Origin of the sequence: Glutamicibacter sp. HZAU, from assembly GCF_004100365.1 — a bacterium.
In the GTDB taxonomy this organism is placed as follows: Bacteria; Actinomycetota; Actinomycetes; order Actinomycetales; family Micrococcaceae; genus Glutamicibacter; species Glutamicibacter nicotianae.
Genome location: NZ_SCKZ01000001.1, coordinates 92,122 through 109,795, shown reverse-complemented (window position 1 = coordinate 109,795; position 17,674 = coordinate 92,122). Strand labels below are relative to the sequence as shown.

Annotated in this window: 17 protein-coding genes; 10 read left to right on the top strand and 7 right to left on the bottom strand. The window is 64.0% G+C overall.

Annotated elements, in window-relative coordinates; genetic code table 11:
• The first annotated feature begins 146 nt into the window (after positions 1-146).
• The 7 genes from EKH49_RS00500 (at position 147) to EKH49_RS00470 (ending at position 6,994) form a co-directional block, all read left to right on the top strand.
• Positions 147-1,181, top strand: coding sequence for a LacI family DNA-binding transcriptional regulator (locus EKH49_RS00500; protein ID WP_128469184.1), 1,035 nt, complete (start codon positions 147-149; stop codon positions 1,179-1,181).
• A 21-nt stretch (positions 1,182-1,202) separates the two neighbouring features.
• Positions 1,203-2,717: a sugar ABC transporter ATP-binding protein gene (locus tag EKH49_RS00495; RefSeq protein ID WP_128469183.1), complete on the top strand. Its 1,515-nt coding sequence runs from the start codon at positions 1,203-1,205 to the stop codon at positions 2,715-2,717.
• Complete coding sequence (locus EKH49_RS00490; protein WP_128469182.1) at positions 2,717-3,685, top strand: ABC transporter permease; 969 nt, start codon at positions 2,717-2,719, stop codon at positions 3,683-3,685. Before EKH49_RS00495 ends, EKH49_RS00490 begins: the two co-directional genes overlap by 1 nt.
• Before the next feature lie 52 nt (positions 3,686-3,737).
• Positions 3,738-4,673 (top strand): substrate-binding domain-containing protein, encoded by a 936-nt coding sequence (locus EKH49_RS00485; protein ID WP_128469181.1) that lies wholly within the window; start codon positions 3,738-3,740, stop codon positions 4,671-4,673.
• Positions 4,674-4,749: 76 nt separating this feature from the next.
• Positions 4,750-5,673, top strand: a complete 924-nt coding sequence (locus EKH49_RS00480; RefSeq protein ID WP_128469180.1) for a ribokinase — start codon at positions 4,750-4,752, stop codon at positions 5,671-5,673.
• A 35-nt stretch (positions 5,674-5,708) separates the two neighbouring features.
• Positions 5,709-6,092: a D-ribose pyranase gene (gene rbsD, locus EKH49_RS00475; RefSeq protein ID WP_128469179.1), complete on the top strand. Its 384-nt coding sequence runs from the start codon at positions 5,709-5,711 to the stop codon at positions 6,090-6,092.
• A gap of 77 nt (positions 6,093-6,169) precedes the next feature.
• Positions 6,170-6,994 carry an oxygenase MpaB family protein gene (locus tag EKH49_RS00470; protein WP_128469178.1) on the top strand — a complete coding sequence of 275 codons (825 nt, stop codon included), beginning with the start codon at positions 6,170-6,172 and terminating at the stop codon, positions 6,992-6,994.
• Here the strand turns inward: EKH49_RS00470 and EKH49_RS00465 are convergent.
• Positions 6,983-7,468: a DUF6328 family protein gene (locus EKH49_RS00465; protein ID WP_128469177.1), complete on the bottom strand. Its 486-nt coding sequence runs from the start codon at positions 7,466-7,468 to the stop codon at positions 6,983-6,985. The two genes, EKH49_RS00470 and EKH49_RS00465, sit on opposite strands and share 12 nt — an antisense overlap.
• Before the next feature lie 168 nt (positions 7,469-7,636).
• Between EKH49_RS00465 and EKH49_RS00460 the strand changes: the two genes are divergently transcribed.
• Both EKH49_RS00460 and EKH49_RS00455 read left to right on the top strand, forming a co-directional pair.
• Positions 7,637-8,002, top strand: coding sequence for a hypothetical protein (locus EKH49_RS00460; protein ID WP_128469176.1), 366 nt, complete (start codon positions 7,637-7,639; stop codon positions 8,000-8,002).
• A 53-nt stretch (positions 8,003-8,055) separates the two neighbouring features.
• On the top strand, positions 8,056-10,512 hold the full coding sequence (locus EKH49_RS00455; protein ID WP_128469175.1) for an excinuclease ABC subunit UvrA: 2,457 nt from the start codon (positions 8,056-8,058) through the stop codon (positions 10,510-10,512).
• A 7-nt stretch (positions 10,513-10,519) separates the two neighbouring features.
• Here EKH49_RS00455 and panD read toward each other — a convergent pair whose 3' ends face one another.
• The 4 genes from panD to EKH49_RS00435 all read right to left on the bottom strand — a co-directional run bounded on the left by panD (position 10,520) and on the right by EKH49_RS00435 (position 14,040).
• Entirely contained in the window at positions 10,520-10,942 is a 423-nt protein-coding gene (gene panD, locus EKH49_RS00450; RefSeq protein ID WP_128469174.1) for an aspartate 1-decarboxylase, read from the bottom strand.
• Positions 10,943-11,052: 110 nt separating this feature from the next.
• The gene (gene hutH / locus EKH49_RS00445; protein ID WP_128469173.1) at positions 11,053-12,594 is read right to left on the bottom strand and encodes a histidine ammonia-lyase; all 1,542 of its coding nucleotides are present in this window, start codon (positions 12,592-12,594) and stop codon (positions 11,053-11,055) included.
• Between the two features lie 179 nt (positions 12,595-12,773).
• Positions 12,774-13,325 carry a DUF3060 domain-containing protein gene (locus EKH49_RS00440; RefSeq protein WP_128469172.1) on the bottom strand — a complete coding sequence of 184 codons (552 nt, stop codon included), beginning with the start codon at positions 13,323-13,325 and terminating at the stop codon, positions 12,774-12,776.
• Between the two features lie 226 nt (positions 13,326-13,551).
• Positions 13,552-14,040, bottom strand: a complete 489-nt coding sequence (locus EKH49_RS00435; protein ID WP_128469171.1) for a hypothetical protein — start codon at positions 14,038-14,040, stop codon at positions 13,552-13,554.
• A gap of 380 nt (positions 14,041-14,420) precedes the next feature.
• On the opposite strand from EKH49_RS00435, the gene EKH49_RS00430 reads away from it, so the two are divergent.
• Positions 14,421-14,930, top strand: coding sequence for a Dps family protein (locus tag EKH49_RS00430; RefSeq protein WP_038990915.1), 510 nt, complete (start codon positions 14,421-14,423; stop codon positions 14,928-14,930).
• A gap of 82 nt (positions 14,931-15,012) precedes the next feature.
• Here the strand turns inward: EKH49_RS00430 and hutU are convergent, their stop codons facing one another.
• Positions 15,013-16,689, bottom strand: coding sequence for a urocanate hydratase (gene hutU / locus EKH49_RS00425; RefSeq protein WP_128469170.1), 1,677 nt, complete (start codon positions 16,687-16,689; stop codon positions 15,013-15,015).
• A gap of 177 nt (positions 16,690-16,866) precedes the next feature.
• Positions 16,867-17,640 (bottom strand): IclR family transcriptional regulator, encoded by a 774-nt coding sequence (locus EKH49_RS00420; RefSeq protein ID WP_128469169.1) that lies wholly within the window; start codon positions 17,638-17,640, stop codon positions 16,867-16,869.
• Positions 17,641-17,674 lie beyond the last annotated feature (34 nt).

The following is a 17,674-nucleotide window of genomic DNA, read 5'->3' as shown; positions in this document are numbered from 1 at the left end:
CTAGTCACCAGCTTGAAAAAATATAGTCTCTGGGTAGGGATTATTGGCAGGCCAGCGCAGTGCATTGACTTAATTTTCTTTGTGCGGAAAACTGTGTAATCGATTCCATGGAATCGATTACACAGTAAGCAAAGGGGCTTATCGCCATGAACGCCGTCACCATCAAGGACGTGGCACTTGCAGCCGGAGTATCCTCCGCCACTGCCTCGCGCGTTCTCTCAGGCCACCCCGCCACCTCGGCCGCTTCCCGGGAAAAGGTGGCAGCCGTCGCCAAGGAACTGGGATTCGTTCCCAACGCCCAGGCCCGCTCCCTGCGCTCCACCAAAACCGACACCATCGCGCTGCTGATCTCCGATGTGCGCAACCCCTACTTCTCCGACCTTGCCCACGCTGTCGAGCAGCAGGCGCACGCGGCGGGAATGATGACCTTCATCGGCAACGCCAACGAGGACACCGAGCAGCAGGACCAATTCCTCGCAGCGATGCTCTCGCGCCGCGTCGACGGTCTGATTGTCGTGCCCCAGGGCCTCGACGAAGATGCCGACCGGCCCAGCCCGATGATGCAGCGCATCATCGCCTCGGGAACCCCGCTGGTCTTCGTGGACCGGACCCTTCCAGAGCAGCGCATCCCATCGATCACCGCCTCCAGCACCGGTGCCCTGGAAGAAGCCATCGCCCAGCTGAAGCACCTGGGCCACACCAGCATCGCCTTCCTCGGTGGCCCGGACCACGCCTCCACCGCCCGCGAACGCCACAGCGCCTTCGACTCGGCGATGGCAGCCAACGGCCTGGCGATCAATCCCGCCCTGCATTTCGCCGGCGACTTCCGTGCCGCCTCCGGCGCGGATGGCGCCCGCTGGCTGCTGGAGCATGAACTGCAGCCAACCGCGGTAGTCATCGCCGATGCGCCGATGGCCATTGGCGCGCTGACCGTGTGGCGCGAAGCCGGCATCCGGATCGGGAAGCAGCTTTCGGTGATCGCCTTCGACGAGGTGGACGCGATGCTCATGCACGATCCGCCGATTGCCACGATCAGCCACGACCTGACCAGCATGGGCCGCGCCGCGGTCGCCGCGCTGCAGGAAGTGATGGCCGGCAAGAGCCCGGAACCCCAAGAATTCATCAGCCGATTCACCGCCCGTGAGTCGCTGGCCCCAACGCAAGCAGCCACCGGCGCATAGGTGAGGATGGAAGGAACGAGAATGGGTAATGACGCTCTGCTGGTCCTGGACAAGGTCTGCAAGTCCTTCGGCCCGGTACAGGTGATCGACGAGGTCACCGTCGAGGTGCACGCGGGCAAGGTGTGTGTGCTGCTCGGCGAGAACGGCGCTGGCAAGTCCACGCTGATCAAGATGATCGCCGGGGTGCACGAGCCGGATGCCGGCCGGATCCTGATGGAAGGCAAGGCCGTGAAGATCCCCAACACCAAGGCTTCCGAGGCTTTGGGCATCGCCACCATCCACCAGGAACTGAACCTGGTGCCGTCGATGACCATTGCCGAGAACATCACCCTGGGCCGCGTGCCGCGCAAGTTCGGCATCATCAACCGCCGCGCCATGCGCCAGATCGCCCGCGACGCGATGGACAAGCTCGGGTTGAAGCTGGATGTGGATACGCCGGTGGGCGAGCTGGGCCTGGCCCAGCAGCAGCTGGTGGAAATCGCGAAGGCGCTGAGCCTGGATGCCCGCGTGCTGATCCTCGACGAGCCCACCGCCGCCTTGACGAAGTCCGAAATCGCGCACCTGTTCTCGGTGGTCAACACGCTGAAGGCGCAGGGCGTCGGCATGGTGTTCATCAGCCACCACCTCGATGAGATCGCCGAAATCGGCGACTTCGTGAACGTTTTGCGCGATGGCAAGTTCATCGCCACCGTCCCGGCCGGCACCGAGGAAAACGAACTGATCAAGCTCATGGTCGGCCGCGACATCGACGCCCAGTTTCCGCGCGTGGCCACCGAGCCGGGCGAGCAGCCGCTGCTGAGCGTGAAGAACCTGTCCGATGGCATGCTCAAGGACATCTCGCTGGAGGTCCGCCCCGGCGAGGTGGTGGCCCTGGCCGGCCTGATGGGTGCCGGGCGCACCGAGCTGATCCGCGCGATCGCCGGAGCCGACAAGTACTCCAGCGGCAGCGTGGCGGTCAACGGCAAGAAGCTGGCAAGCTTCGATGTCGCGGCTGCCACCCGCGCCGGCATCGGCCATGTGCCCGAGGACCGCAAGACCCAGGGCCTGGTGCTGGACGCCTCGGTGGCCGAGAACATCGGCTACGCCACGATGGCCGCCACCGCCAAGAGCGGCCTGGTGGACCGCAAGGGACAGAAGGCCCGCGCGCAGCAGGTCGCCGAACGCCTGCGCATCCGCATGGGCAGCATCGATGCGCCGATCCGGTCGCTTTCGGGCGGCAACCAGCAGAAGGCGGTATTCGGCCGCTGGTTCACCGCAGGAGCCAAGGTGCTGCTGCTCGACGAGCCGACCCGCGGCGTGGACGTGGGCGCGAAGGTCGAAATCTATGAACTGATCAATGAGATCACCGCCTCCGGAGGCTGCGTCCTGATGGCCTCCAGCGAACTGCCCGAAGTGCTGGGCATGTCCGACCGCGTCCTGGTGATGAGCCAGGGACGCATCGCCGGGGAACTGGCCACCGAAGAAGCCACCCAGGACGCCATCATGTCCCTGGCCGTCAGCAATGTGCACCGCGAAGAAGAAATGGGAACCAAGTAATGAGCAGCGTAGCTACTGCCCCGAAGAAGGGGTTCGACATCAAGGCATTCCTTGCCAATAACGGAGCCTTGGTGGGCCTGGTCATCCTCTGCCTGGCCCTGTTCATCGCCACCCCGCGCTTCTTGACCGGGCCGAACCTGCTGAACATCGGCATCCAGGTCTCCACCATCGCGGTGATGGCCTTCGGCATGACCTTCGTGATCGTCGCCGCCGGTATCGACCTGTCCGTCGGCTCGGTCGCCGCGCTCTCGGCGATGGGCTCCTCCTACGCGATCACCACCGCCGGGCTGCCCGACGGGCTGTCCATCCCGATCGGCCTGGCCGTCGGCGCGCTGTGCGGCTGGGTCACCGGCGCGATGAGCGCCTACGGCAAGCTGCCCACCTTCATCGCCTCGCTGGCGATGCTGACCGTGGTGCGCGGGCTGACCCTGGTGATCTCCGACGGCCGTCCGATCTCCACCAGCTCCTCGGTGTCCTGGCTGGGCGATGACCTCGGCCCGATCCCGATGCCGATCGTGATCCTGGTGGTCTCCGGCCTGCTCGCCGCCTTCGTGCTCAACCGCACCGTCATCGGCAAGAACGCCTTCGCAGTAGGCGGCAACACCGAAGCCGCGCGCCTCTCCGGCATCCCGGTCAAGCGCGTGCTGGTCACCGTATTCGTGATCTCCGGCGTATTCGCCGCGCTGTCGGGCATGATCCTGGCCGGCCGCCTGGACTCCGCCCAGCCGACCCTGGCCTCCGGCTACGAGCTGGATGCCATCGCCGCAGTGGTGATCGGCGGCGCCTCGCTCTCCGGCGGCGTCGGCCGCATCTCCGGCACCCTGATCGGCGCGCTGGTGCTGGCCGTGATCCGCAACGGCCTGAACCTGCTCTCGGTCTCCGCCTTCTGGCAGCAGGTAGTCATCGGCGCCGTGATCGCGATCGCCGTCGGCTTCGACGTGCTGCGCCGCAAGAACGTCAAGCACTAGATTTTCCACCCCGAACCCGATAATCCAACAGCAGTTCAAAGGAGAACCCCCCATGAAGAACATCCTGCGCAAGACCGCAGCCGTCACCGTCGGCCTGGCCCTGGTGCTGGGCACCGCCGCCTGCAACCGCGGCACCGAAGCCGAAGCCGGCTCGGCCACCTTGGCAGTGTCCACCCTGAACAACCCGTTCTTCGTCGACCTGCGCGATGGCGCCGAAGCCGAGGCCGAAGCCCAGGGCATCGACCTGTCGGTGGTCGACGCGCAGAACGACTCCGCAACCCAGGCCAACCAGCTGGCCACTGCGGCAACCAACGGCTCCGCCGGCCTGATCATCAACGCAGTGGACACCGAAACCGCCGAAGCCGGCCTGGCCCCGGTTGTCGAGGCCGGCCTGCCAATCGTTGCCGTGGACCGCGCCGTGGGCGACACCAAGATCGCCTCCTTCGTGGCCTCGGACAACGTGGCCGGCGGCGAGCAGGCAGCCAAGGCGCTGGCCGAGTCGCTGGGCGGCAAGGGCAAGATCATCGTGCTCGAAGGCGTTCCCGGCGCCTCGGCAACCAACGAGCGCGGCGAAGGCTTCGACAAGGGCCTGGCCGAGTACAAGGACATCGAGGTCGTCTCCTCGCAGACCGCCAACTTCGACCGTGCCGAAGCCCTGGACGTGGTGACCAACCTGATGCAGGCCAACCCGGATGCCACCGGCATCCTGGCGATGAACGACGAAATGGCCCTGGGCGCCATCCAGGCGCTGGGCGACAAGGCCGGCAAGGATGTCAAGGTGGTCGGCTTCGACGGCACCGAAGACGGCTTCAAGGCTGTCGAGGACGGCACCCTGGTTGCCACCATCGCGCAGAACCCTGCCGAGCTGGGCAAGCAGTCGGTGCAGATCCTGGCCAAGGCCATCAAGGGCGAGGAAGTCGAAGCCAACGTGCAGGTTGCCGTTGACACCGTCGACGAGAAGAACATCGCCGAGTACGCAGGCGAGTAATCTGCTTTCAGAGCAGGAATCAAGCAGGACACCGGCACCCATCGGCCGCCGGGCAACGAGAACCAGGGGAATAACCATGCAGCAGCACATCCAGGTCACCATTGTGGGCTCAAGCAACGTGGACATCACCGCGTTGATGGCCCGCCTGCCCGGCCCGGGTGAAACCGTGCTGGCTGATTCCTACCAGCTCTCGCCCGGCGGCAAGGGCGCCAACCAGGCGCTGGCCGCGGCCCTGGCTGGCGCCGCCACGGAATTCATCGGCGCGGTCGGCAACGACTCGCACGCCGACATCGCGCTGGGACAGCTTGCGGAAGCCGGAGTGAAGCTCGATCGCGTCACCCGCGCCAGCGAGCCGACGGGTGTCGCCATCATCCAGGTGGACTCCGGCGCGGAGAACTCCATTGCCGTGGTCTCCGGAGCCAACTCGACGGTCACCGGCCAAGCCGTGCAGGCTGCCGGGAGCATCGATGGCATCCTGGTGCTGCAGGGGGAGATCCCGGCCTCGGGCATCAAGGCAGCCATGGATGCCGCTACGGACCGCATCGTGCTCAACCTGGCGCCGGTGATCGAATTGGACCGCGAGTACCTGCTCAAGGCCAACCCGCTGGTGGTCAACGAGCATGAGGCAGAGGCCGTGCTGCAGCAGCTGAACCCGGACCGGAAAATCAAGTTCGAAAACCATTACGAGCGCCTCGCCGGGATGCTGGTGGACGAAGGCATCGACAGCGTGGTGATCACCCTCGGCGCCAACGGCTGCCTGGTCGCCGACCGCGCCCCCTTGGAAAACGGCGGAGCGCAGGTCCGCGCGCTGCCCGCGGTGAAGGTCAAGGCGGTGGACACCACCGGTGCCGGCGACGCGTTCACCGGTGCGCTGGCCGCCCGCCTGGCCAATGGGGACGACTTGGCGCAGGCCGCGGAATTCGCCGGCAAGTTCGCGGCTTTGACGGTGCAGGCGCACGGAGCCCAGGCTTCCTATCCGCGGTCGCTGCAGAACCTCTAAGCCCCCTTTTTCGAGCAAGACCTAAGGAAGCCTCTGTGCTGAAATCCGAAATTCTCAACGCCCCGCTGCTGGCCGCCTTGGCCACCTGCGGGCACACCGACACCGTGGTGATCGCGGACTGCGGCCTGCCGTTGCCTCACGGCCCGCAGATCCTCGACCTGGCGCTGGTCCAGGGGATGCTCAGCTTCGAGCAGGTGCTCGATGTCCTGGCCCGGAACCTGGTGGTCGAGAACAGCACCTTGGCCGCTGAAGCGGAGAATGGCCCGGTCCAGGAACTGTGCCGCAGAAAGGGCCTGGATCCCCAGTTCATCTCCCATGAAGAGCTCAAAGCGCAGCTGCCCCAGGCCAAGGTCATCGTGCGCACCGGCGAGGCTACCCCGTACGCCAACGTGATTCTGCACTGCGGTGTAGCTTTCTGACCAGCCAGCCGTGAGCCGGTGCCCGCCGTAAGCGGGCACCGGCTTTTCGCGTCATAGCGGCTGCCTAGAATGGAGCCATGGAGCACAGGAACCAGTCCGGAGAAAATCGCGAGCTGTTTTCCCGGATCGCGCCGGAAGCCGGGCTGCTGCTCGGAGCCGGCCGCGCCATCCTGCTCCAGCTGGCCCACCCGCAGATTGGACGGGCCATTGCCGAGCACTCGGGCTTCGCGGCCAACCCGCTGAGCCGCCTGGTCCATACCCTCGGCTACATCTATGCGCTGAGCAACGGCACGGCAGCACAGCAGCGCGCCATCATCGATTACGTCAACGCGGCGCATCGGCCCGTGCGCGGAACGCGCTCGAACGGCATGCCTGCCTATTCAGCGCTGGATCCCAAACTGCAATTGTGGGTAGCGGCTACGCTCTATGATTCGGCCCGCACCATAGCCGGCCAGATCCTCGAAGAAAGCAAGGACGAGCAAGAAGAGCTCTACTCGCAGTACGCGCGGCTCGGCGATGCCCTGCAGATGCCGGGAGGCTGCTGGCCCAAGGACCTGAGCCGATTCGATGAATACCTTGCGCGGAACCTGGCCACGCTGCACGTCACCGAGCAGTCCCGGGAGCTGGCCCGCGAGCTTTTCGAAGCCCGCAACGCCCCGTGGTGGATCCGGATCGGCATGCCGCTGATGCGGGACGTGACCATCGCGCAGCTGCCGGCCTCGGTGCGCGAGGACTTCGGCTATCGCCTCACCGCACGGGCCGCGAAGCGCAACGCCCGGGTGATCGCTGTTGCCAGGGTGGCCACGCGGGTTCTCCCGCGGTTCATCAGGCATGCCCCGATGCGCCTGGTCTTGCGACGGGTCGAGAAAATGGCCCGTGCCGGCGGAAACTCACGTCCCTGATTTGTCCTGTGCATGGTCCGGGATCAGGATTCGCGGCAGCGCCAAGAGCAGGAACAAGGCCACCAGGATCAGCGGCCCGCCGACCCACGCCCCGATCTGCCAGCCGAAAAGAACCTGCAGCACAAACCAGACGCAGCCCGAGACCAGCAGTCCCACGCCAATGCCCACGATCTTGAGGACGGCATGCCCCAGGCTGACCGTCTGCTGCTTCAGCCGCTGGCCGAAGAAATAGCGGTGCACGGCCACGGGAGTGATCAGCAGCAGAATCAGCAAGGTGGCAGCGACCAGCAGGATGATGTAGACGATTTCGTCGGTGCGGCTGAGCATCTCGAATCGTGCCTGGAACGGCAGCACCACGAGGAAAGCTGCAAGGATCTGCACGCCGGTTTGCATTACGCGCATCTCCTGCAGCAGCTCATTCCATTGCCGGTGCGGTGCGCCATCGCTGGTATCGGGGTGGGAACGCCCGGTCATAACTGTTCTCCTTGGCCTCAATCCGTCGGCTGGCCGAACCTGCCGACCCAAAATGACTATGCCAAGCAAAGCCGTTGCAGGCAAGAGGCTTTTGATCCACCGAGCCAAACTGTAGGCCACGGCCAGTACATTGGGGAGCCCATCCACACTTGAACAATGGAGGACAAGATGGAAACCGACAGCTCAGCCGAGAGCAGCTTCGACGTGTGGTCAATGCCCAGCCGCGGCTTGGCCTGGTGCGATTGCGGCAAAGGCCACGAACTCACGGAAAGCATCGTGTACCGGGCCTTCGGGGAGGCTGGATACGAACTGAGCAGGCCGCTGACGCACGAGCAGCTGGTCGACCTGATTGCCCAGGTGTGGCACTACTCGGAAGTCTGCCGGTTCTTCCACTTGGCAGTCGAGCAGGCGGCAACGCGCATCCATGGCAAAGTCGATGCGTACTACCCGCTGGATCACAGCATCGACATCGTCGGATACTTCTCGAAAACCTGGCAAGGCTGCCCGGATGCGGAGTGCCAGGCCGAAGGGTGAGCCAGCGGCCGGCGAATTGAGCCGAGCGTGCACGGGCGCATAGTGTGGGGAAGATGAAGAGCTTTGCATCCTCCCGGGCACCTGCCGAGCACGACGGATTCATCCATGTGCGCGGCGCCAATGAGAACAACCTGGACAATGTCGAGGTGCGCATCCCGCGCGATGCCATTGTCGCCTTCACCGGGGTTTCCGGTTCCGGGAAATCCTCCCTGGCCTTCGGCACGATCTTCGCCGAATCCCAGCGCCGGTTCCTGGAGTCCGTGGCGCCCTACGCCCGAAGGCTCATCGCCCAGGGGCACACGCCCAAGGTGGAATTCATCTCCGGACTTCCACCGGCCGTGGCCCTGCAGCAACGGCGTGGCTCCGCCAGTTCGCGGTCCACGGTCGGAACCCTGACCACGCTGTCCAACTCGGTGCGCATGCTGTTCTCGCGCGCCGGCGACTACCCGGACGGGGCAGAACGCCTTGATTCTGACGCCTTTTCCACCAACACCGCGGTGGGCGCCTGCGCGCAATGCCACGGCGCTGGGACCGTGCATTCGGTCAGCGAGGCATCGCTGGTTCCAGATCCATCGCTGAGCATCAGGGACGGGGCAATCGCCGCCTGGCCGGGGGCCTGGCAAGGAAAGAACCTGCGGGACATCACCACGCACCTTGGCTACGACATCGACATCCCGTTCCAGCAGTTGCCCGCCGAGGCCAGGCAGTGGCTGCTGTTCACCGAGGAACAGCCGGTGGTGGAAGTGACCCCGGAACGCGACCGCGTGGCCAAACCCTACAAGGGCCGGTTCTGGAGTGCCGAACGCTACGTGAGGCACACGGTCGCGACCTCTAAAAGCGAAAACCTGCGCGCCAAGGCACTGGCCTTCATGCATACGCAGGATTGCCCCGAATGCTCGGGGACGGGCTTCCGCCCCGACGCCCTGAAGGTCGCCTTTGGCGGCCTGGATATTGCGCAGTTCAACAGCAAGCCGCTCAGTTCCCTTGCCGAGCTCTTGCGCCCCTTCGCGGTTCAGGCTCAGGCAGAAGCGCAGGCCGAAGTGGTAAGCACCATCAGCGCCGACCTGCTGGGCAGGATCGAGGTGCTGGTGGAGCTCGGGCTGGGCTACCTGAGCCTGGACCGTGCCACACCGACGCTGTCGCCGGGGGAGATGCAGCGCTTGCGCATTGCCACCCAGCTGCGCGCAGGCTTGTTCGGTGTCATCTATGTGCTCGATGAGCCATCGGCGGGGCTGCACCCGGCCGATGTGCAGCCGCTGATCGAGGTGCTCGATGCGCTCAAGGCCGAGGGCAACTCGGTGTTCGTGGTGGAGCACAACATGGATGTGGTCCGCCGCGCCCAGTGGATTGTCGACGTCGGTCCGGGTGCGGGCAGCAACGGCGGGCAGGTGCTCTACAGCGGGGAAGTCTCCGGCCTGTCCGGAATCGAAGCATCCGTGACCCGGCGCTTCCTGGATCCGGGGCCGGCGCCGCGGCGCGAGCCGCGCGAACCGGATGGATGGGTGCGCCTGCACGGAGTGGAACTGCACAACCTCGCGGGAGTGGATGCAGAATTCCCGCTGGGAGTCTTCTGCGCGGTCACCGGTGTATCCGGCTCCGGAAAGTCCAGCCTGGTCTGCGGGGCTCTGGCCCAGGCTGCCGGTGGCCCCGTAGTGGCCGAACCGGAAGAGCTTGAGATGGCCGCCGAGCGCGCGGTGATCGCCGAGGTGACCGGGGCGCAGCAGCTCAGCCGGGTGGTGCTGATGGACCAGAAACCCATCGGACGCACCCCGAGATCCAATGTCGCCACCTACACGGGCCTGTTCGATGTGGTCCGCAAGGCGTTCGCCGAGCTGCCGCTGTCAAGAGAACGCGGCTACAACGCCGGCCGGTTCTCCTTCAATGTCGCCGGCGGGCGCTGCGAAACCTGCCAGGGCGAAGGCTATCTGGAAATCGAGCTGCTCTTCCTGCCCGGGACCTATGGGCCTTGCCCCGAATGCCACGGAGCCCGGTACAACGAGCAGACCCTTGAGGTCGAATACCGGGGCAAGAACATTGCCCAGGTACTGCAGCTGGATGTGAGCGAAGCCGAGGAATTCCTCTCCGGGATTCCTGCAGCGGCACGGGCGCTGGCTACCCTGTGCGAGGTGGGGCTCGGCTATCTGCAGCTGGGCCAGCCAGCCACCGAAATGTCAGGCGGCGAAGCCCAGCGCATCAAGCTGGCCACCGAGCTGCAGCGGCAGCGCCGCGGGCACACGCTCTACCTGCTCGACGAGCCGACCACCGGGTTGCACCCTGCCGATGTGCAGCTGCTGGTATCGCAGCTGCAGCAGCTGGTCGACCAGGGCAATACCGTCATCGTGGTGGAGCACCAGATGGATGTGGTGGCCGCCAGCGACTGGGTGATTGACATGGGACCTGCCGGCGGAGATGGCGGCGGGCGCATTGTTGCCGAGGGGACCCCGACGCAGGTGGCGCACAACAAGGCCAGCCGGACTGCGCAATATCTTGCGCGCCGGCTGGCCTTGTGAAGCTGGATTACTTGCTGTTCAGCAGTGCGTGCGGCGGGGTCTGCACCCCGTCGCCCACTGCCTCGGCAGGGTCATCACCCAGGTGGATGATCCGGTTATCGGCATCCACATGCACCACGCTGGGCACGTAGCTGCGCGCCTCGGCATCTTCCATCTGCGCGTAGCTGATCAGGATGACCAGATCCCCCGGGTGCACCAGGTGCGCGGCCGCGCCGTTGATGCCGATAACCCCGCTGCCAGGCTCGCCGGCAATGGTGTAGGTTTCCAGGCGAGCGCCGTTGGTGATGTCGACGATGCTGACCAGTTCACCGGGCAGGATATCCGAGGCTTCGAGCAGCTCGGAGTCAACGGTGACCGAGCCTACGTAGTGCAGGTCAGCCTGGGTGACAGTCGCCCGGTGGATCTTGGACTTGAACATGGTGCGTTGCATTAGATGATTCTTTCACGCGAGGTAAGTGGTTTCCCGGTATCCAAGTTTACGCCCCTTGCCCGCAGATGCCCCAGCAATGTCCGGCACCCCACACAGTGGCCCTCGAACAGCTACTTCGCCAGATGGGGTTCCAGCACGCGATGCACTTCGCCGGTAGCCAGCAATTCGCAGGCCGCTTCCAGCTCGGCAGAGAGGAAACGGTCTTCGCCTGGACCTGCGACCTTGGTGCGCAGCAGCTCCAGCACAGCACCGGTGGCCGGGCCCGGCTGCAATGGCTTGCGCAGGTCCAGCGCACGGCCGGCAATCAGCATTTCAATGGCGAGGATGCGGCGCAGGTTGCCTACCGCGGTGCGCAATTTGCGGGCCGCATGCCAGCCCAGGGAAACATGGTCCTCCTGCATTGCCGATGACGGGATGGAATCCACGCTCGCCGGTACGGCCAAGCGCTTATTCTCGGCAACCAATCCCGCCTGGGTGTACTGGGCGATCATCATGCCCGAGTCCACGCCCGGGTCATCAGCCAGGAAAGCCGGCAGGTCGCGGGACCGGGCAGGGTCGAGCATGCGGTCGGTGCGGCGTTCGGCGATGGAGCCCAGATCGGCAACCGCGATGGCCAGGAAGTCCAGGACATAGGCGACCGGAGCGCCATGGAAGTTGCCGTTGGAGGTGACCTCGCCCGAAGGCAGCACGACTGGGTTGTCGATGGCCGCCGCCAGTTCGCGGGTGGCAACCAGGCGGGCGTGGGCGATGGTGTCGCGCACGGCGCCGGTCACCTGCGGGGAGCAGCGCAGCGAGTAGGCATCCTGCACCCGGCCATCGCCTTCGCGGTGCGAGGCGACAATGGGGGAACCGGAAAGGAAGTTGTACATGTTCGCCGCGCTGCGGCCCTGTCCCGGGTGCGGGCGCAGCGGCTCGTGCAGTTCGGCGCGGAAGACCTGGTCGGTGCCCATCTGGGCTTCGACGCTCATGGCCGCGGTGGCATCGGCAATGTCTGCGAGCTCTTCGAGATCCGCCAACGCCATCAGCAGCTGGCCGAGCATGCCGTCCGTGCCGTTGACCAGCGCCAGGCCTTCCTTCTCCGCCAGTTCCACAGGTTGAAGTCCTGCCTCTGCGAGGAGTTCCGGCACGGGGCGCTGCACGCCCTCGCGGTCGGTGGCTTCGCCTTCGCCCATCAGCACCAGGGCACAGTGGGAGAGCGGGGCAAGGTCGCCCGAGCAGCCCAGCGAACCGTATTCACGCACTACCGGGGTGATGCCGGCGTTGAGCAGTCCAACCATGGTCTCCAGCACGACCGGGCGTACGCCGGTGCGGCCGGAGGCCAAGGTCTTGGCGCGCAGAAACATCAGCGCACGCACCACTTCTCGCTCCACCGGTTCTCCCATGCCGGCTGCGTGCGAGCGGATCAGCGAACGCTGCAGCTTCGCGCGGTCCTCGGGCGCGATATGGCGGGTAGCCAAGGCGCCGAAACCGGTGGAAATGCCATAGACCGGGGTGTCGGCTGAGGCGAGGGCATCGATGTGGGCGCGAACCGTGGCCAGTTCTTCGAGGACCTGTGGCGCGATGCGGATCTGCGCGTTGTGCCGGGCTACCGCAATCACGTCATCGGCGGTTGCTCCAGTAAGGTCCAGGGTGACGAGTGGGGAAGCAGTCATGATGTTCAATCCGTTCTCTGCGCTGCAATGAGGTCTCTAATTTCCATTGTTCGGCAGATCGGGATGGCACGGCATCGATAATCGGGTCATCTGTCCGAAATGCCAGACAGTGCCACGGAGGCAGAAGGGAACGGATCGCAATTGGCATGCCAATCGCGGTCCGTTGAAAATTCCGGGTTCTAGAAGGTGATGCCTTCGAAGGCGTCCTCGCCGAACTTGTTCGACGAACCGTTGTCAGTGAACTCGGCGTTCTCGTTGAGGGATGCGGCCGAATTGCCGATGCCGCTAAAAGCTACCTGCTTGATGTTCTTGACCGCTGCGATATTTCCGTTGCCGCTTAGCTCGAGGTTCGTGATGTGCGGAGCGACGATCATGTTTCCGTCTCCAGAGACGGTGACGTTTTCACAATCACCGACGAGCTTGAGTATTTGGCCCATGTCGGCGATATCCATGCTGCCCGTGCATCTGACTTCGGTCGCTTGCGCATCGAGGAAATCATAGACGGACTGGAACGTGCTGTCCGCAGGTGATTTCGGAACATTAGGCGTGCCGGTAGCCGCGCCTTCCGAGGCCTTGGCTCTCGGGGTGACGGTACCTTCGATGGGACCAGCATTCTCCGGAGCCTTGGTCTCTTCGCTGGAGGATTCAATGCTCACGCAACCTGACAGCGCTACGGCTAGGAATCCAACCGCCAGCGGGCCAGCGAAGCGATTGGCAATTTTCGAGAACATTTACATCCTGTCAGTCGAACCGGCCAGCACATTCGGATACACGGTGCTTATATCCATTCTGCGTCGAACAGCAATTAATAACCAACGGGAGTGGCAGAGGAACGAACGAATATTCTCTAATGGTTATTGGCAGGTCCGAGACCAAACCCGAGAAGATCTGCTGGCGATTCTGCGTCGCAAAAAGAATAATCGCTTCACCACTTGCCCGGTGCAAGCAGTGAAGCGATTACAAGTGCCCAACTGGAGAATGGGCCACAATTCCGCGTGGCAGGAGTGTCTGCCAAGCTGCAAGCTCCCTAGAACCCCTCTTCCTGTTCTTGGGAACCAAACTGGCTTTCATTGTTGCCGTACGCCTGGCCAGACTGGCTATCGCCCAGGGATTCCTGCCCCGGGTCGCTGCCGTAAGCTGGCCCTCGTCCTTTCCGAATGATTCTTGGCCGGACTCTTCACCGTGACCGTAGGATTCTCCTTGGCTTTCGCCGCCGTATGATTCCTGGCCGTACTCGTCTCCGCCGCCGTAGGATTCTTCCTGCTCGCTTCCGAAAGATTCCTGGCCGGATTCGTTTCCGCCTCCAAAGGACTGCTGTTCTGACGGTTGGCTTTCAAATCCGCCATCTGTTCCTGATGCGAAATCTGAATTGGACTGGCTCTCGTAGCCTTCAGATTCGTTGTTGTCGAAGTTCCCGAACTGCTCGTTTGCATCCTGCTCAGACATGTCGTCCTCCGTGGATCGGTGATTCCTGACCTGCCCAACGCTAGGTGCCTGAAGGTGCCTGCTCAAGCTTTCCGGGAAGCTCTGAGCAGCTGGCAACCTGCAGTTAATGCAATCCCCATTCAACTCGCAGAAGACAGGTCAACATCCGACAAGTTGTGCTAGCTGGAGCTGGTGCCAGCCAATCCGATGAATCCGAAAGGCAGACAGCATGACTCGCCCTGGAATTGCGGGAGAAACTTGGCACGCGAAAAGAGAAAGCTGGACGTTGCCCGAAAGAAAGATCCATTCGTTCGGAATCGGGGTGCCAAGTCGATAGTGTCAAAAGTGGGACACCGAGAAAGGTCTTGCCCCAAGCGTCCATGACAACGTAAGGAGAAGCATTGGCTAATTCGAAGAATACTCCAGCGAAGAAAACCGATCGCGAGAACGCAGAGAACGGCTTCGTGGCCCCGGAGGTGTTGCGCGATTCCTTGCAGACCGTGCTGGTCCAGCTGCTGGATCTGCAGTTGGTAGGCAAGCAGATCCACTGGAATGTTGTCGGTCCCAACTTCCGCGACCTGCATCAGAACCTTGACGAAATCGTTGATATCGCACGTCGCGGTTCCGACGAAATCGCCGAGCGGATGCGCGCATTGCATGCCACTCCCGATGGACTGGCGGCAACGGTCACAAAGTACACCAAGTTGGAACAACCGGTGAACACCGAAATCCTCACGACTAATGCAGTGGACATGGTTGTCAAGGCGTTGCAGACAACCGTGGGCGTCATGCGCGAGGTCCATGATCCGGTAGACGAGGCGGATCCAACTACGGCCGACATCCTGCACCAGTACATTGCGGATCTGGAACAGCAGGCATGGTTCATCAGTGCCGAAACCCGCAAGCCATAGTGCCGGAAGTGATGACCAGCAATTAGATGACAATAGCTTGAGGCGCCACCTCGGTGGCGCCTCAAGCTGATTTAAAAGGGTGCTACTTCTCCTGCGCTGCCATCGGAATGCGCACTCCGCGCTCGGCGGCGACCTCGGCGGCACGTTCGTATCCGGCATCCACGTGGCGGATGACGCCCATGCCCGGATCATTGGTGAGCAGCGCTTCGAGCTTCGCGGCAGCCAGTTCGCTGCCATCAGCCAAGGAAACCTGGCCGGCGTGGATGGAACGGCCCATGCCGACGCCGCCGCCATGATGGATCGATACCCACGAGGCACCGGAGCTGGTGGCGGTCAGCGCGTTCAGCAGCGGCCAGTCGGCCACGGCATCGGTGCCGTCCTTCATGGCCTCGGTCTCGCGGTATGGCGATGCTACCGAACCTGAATCCAGGTGGTCGCGGCCGATGACGATCGGAGCGGACACCTTGCCTTCGGCCACCAGCCGGTTGAACAGCAGGCCCGCCTTGTGGCGCTCGCCGTAGCCCAGCCAGCAGATGCGCGCCGGCAGGCCTTCGAACTCCACATGCTTCTCGGCGGCATCGAGCCAGCGGTGCAGGTGCTCGTTCTCCGGGAACAACTCCTTCAGCGCCTGGTCGGTGACCTTGATGTCTTCCGGATCTCCGGACAGTGCCACCCAGCGGAATGGACCCAGTCCCTCGCAGAACAGCGGACGGATGTAGGCCGGGACGAAGCCCGGGAATTCGAAGGCGCGGGTGAAGCCGCCCTTGCGCGCCTCGTCGCGGATCGAGTTGCCGTAGTCGAAGACCTCGGCGCCTGCATCCTGGAACCCGACCATGGCCTCGACATGCGCGGCCATCGCGGCCTGCGCCTTCTTGGTGAAGCCCAACGGATCCGCTTCGGCTTCGGCGTGCCACTGCTCCATGGTGTATTCCACCGGCAGGTAGCTCAGCGGATCGTGGGCGCTGGTCTGGTCGGTGACGATGTCGAAGGCGAATTCGCCGGCTTCGTGGCGCTTGAGCAGTGCCGGGAAGACCTCTGCGGCGTTGCCGACGTAGCCCACCGACAGCGGACGTCCCTCGGCCTTTGCGGCCAGGACCTTCTCCAGCGCCTTGTCCAGATCCAGCTCGACCTCGTCGAGGTAGCGCTTGGATGCACGGCGGCGCAGGCGGGTTTCATCCACGTCGACGATTAGTACCGCACCGCCATTGAGGGTTACCGCCAGCGGCTGGGCACCGCCCATCCCGCCGCACCCGCCGGTGAGGGTCAAGGTGCCGGCGAGCGTGCCGTTGAACCGCTTCTTGGCGATTGCGGCGAAGGTCTCGTAGGTGCCCTGCAAGATGCCCTGGGTGCCAATGTAGATCCAGGAGCCGGCGGTCATCTGGCCATACATCATCAGGCCTTCTGCTTCGAGCTTGCGGAAGTGCTCCCAGTCGGCCCAGTCGCCCACGAGGTTGGAGTTGGCAATCAGCACCCGCGGCGCCCACTTGTTGGTCTTGAAGACGCCCACGGGCTTGCCGGACTGCACCAGCAGCGTTTCGTTCTCTTCCAGATCCTTGAGCGTCTCGACAATGGCGTCGAATGCTTCCCAGGAACGGGCCGCCTTGCCGGTTCCGCCGTAGACCACGAGATCCTCGGGTCGTTCGGCGACTTCCGGATCCAAGTTGTTCATCAGCATGCGCAGTGGGGCCTCGGTGGCCCAGGATTTGGCGGTCAGTTCGGTGCCGCGCGGGGCGCGGACGACACGTGGTTCGTGGCACATGGCAATTCCTTACGATGTAACGTAGCTAACTGATTCCATCATTGGACATGAGCCATGGGTTGGACACCGGAGAATCGGCAGAGCTGTCCGGTATTTCAGATTCATGGGAATTTACGGGTGCGTCCAGCTGCTAGCTTGCTCAGATCAGCGCCAGCGCGCTTCGTTCGATTTCCTGCGCTAGGCAGGACGCTTGCCCTGCACCCGCGAGGTGATCGCCGCCGCGGTGGCGTGGATCTGGGCCAGCAGGGCCTCCCGCTTCTCTTCGGGAACCCGGTCAGCCAGGAAGGTGACGGCCACAGCAGCCACCGGCCAATCATTGGAGTCCCGGATTTCCATCGCCAGCGAGTGGAAATCCGGGGTGACATCCCCGCGCTCCACTGCGTAGCCGCGCTGCGTGCTCTGCTCCAGCTCGCGGCGCAATTGCGCGTAACTGGAGATCGATGATTCGGCCACGCGCTCAGAGAAGCTGGCGGCGCTGGGGTAGAGCGCACGGACCTGCGATTTGGGCAGCGCTGCGAGAATGGCCCGGCCTGAGGCGGTCAGATGCGACGGCAGGCGGACACCCACGTCGGTGACCAGTGATGGGCGGCCCTTGGCGCGTTCCTCGACGATGTAGAGCACGTCCGAACCGTGCAGCACTGCCAGGTGCGCGCTTTCACCGACCTTGTCGACCAGCTGGGCAATCAGCGGAGCGCCCAGCCGGGCCAGCGGTTCCTGGCGGGTGTAGGCGCTGGACAGCTCGAACGCCGAGACCCCCAAACCGTAGGACTTGTCCTCTGGATAGTGGCTGATGAATCCGTGTTCCAGCATCACGTTCAGCAGCTGGTAGACGCTGGAGCGGGGAAGCTCCAGCAGCGTGGCGATCATCGCCGCCGGGGTAGGGGTCTTCCGGCTGGCCAGCAGCCTGAGGATCCGCAAGGTGTTGTCGGCGGCTGGAACCTTGCTCCCCATGGGGCCTCCTCGATGAATAGGGCAAATGCACTGC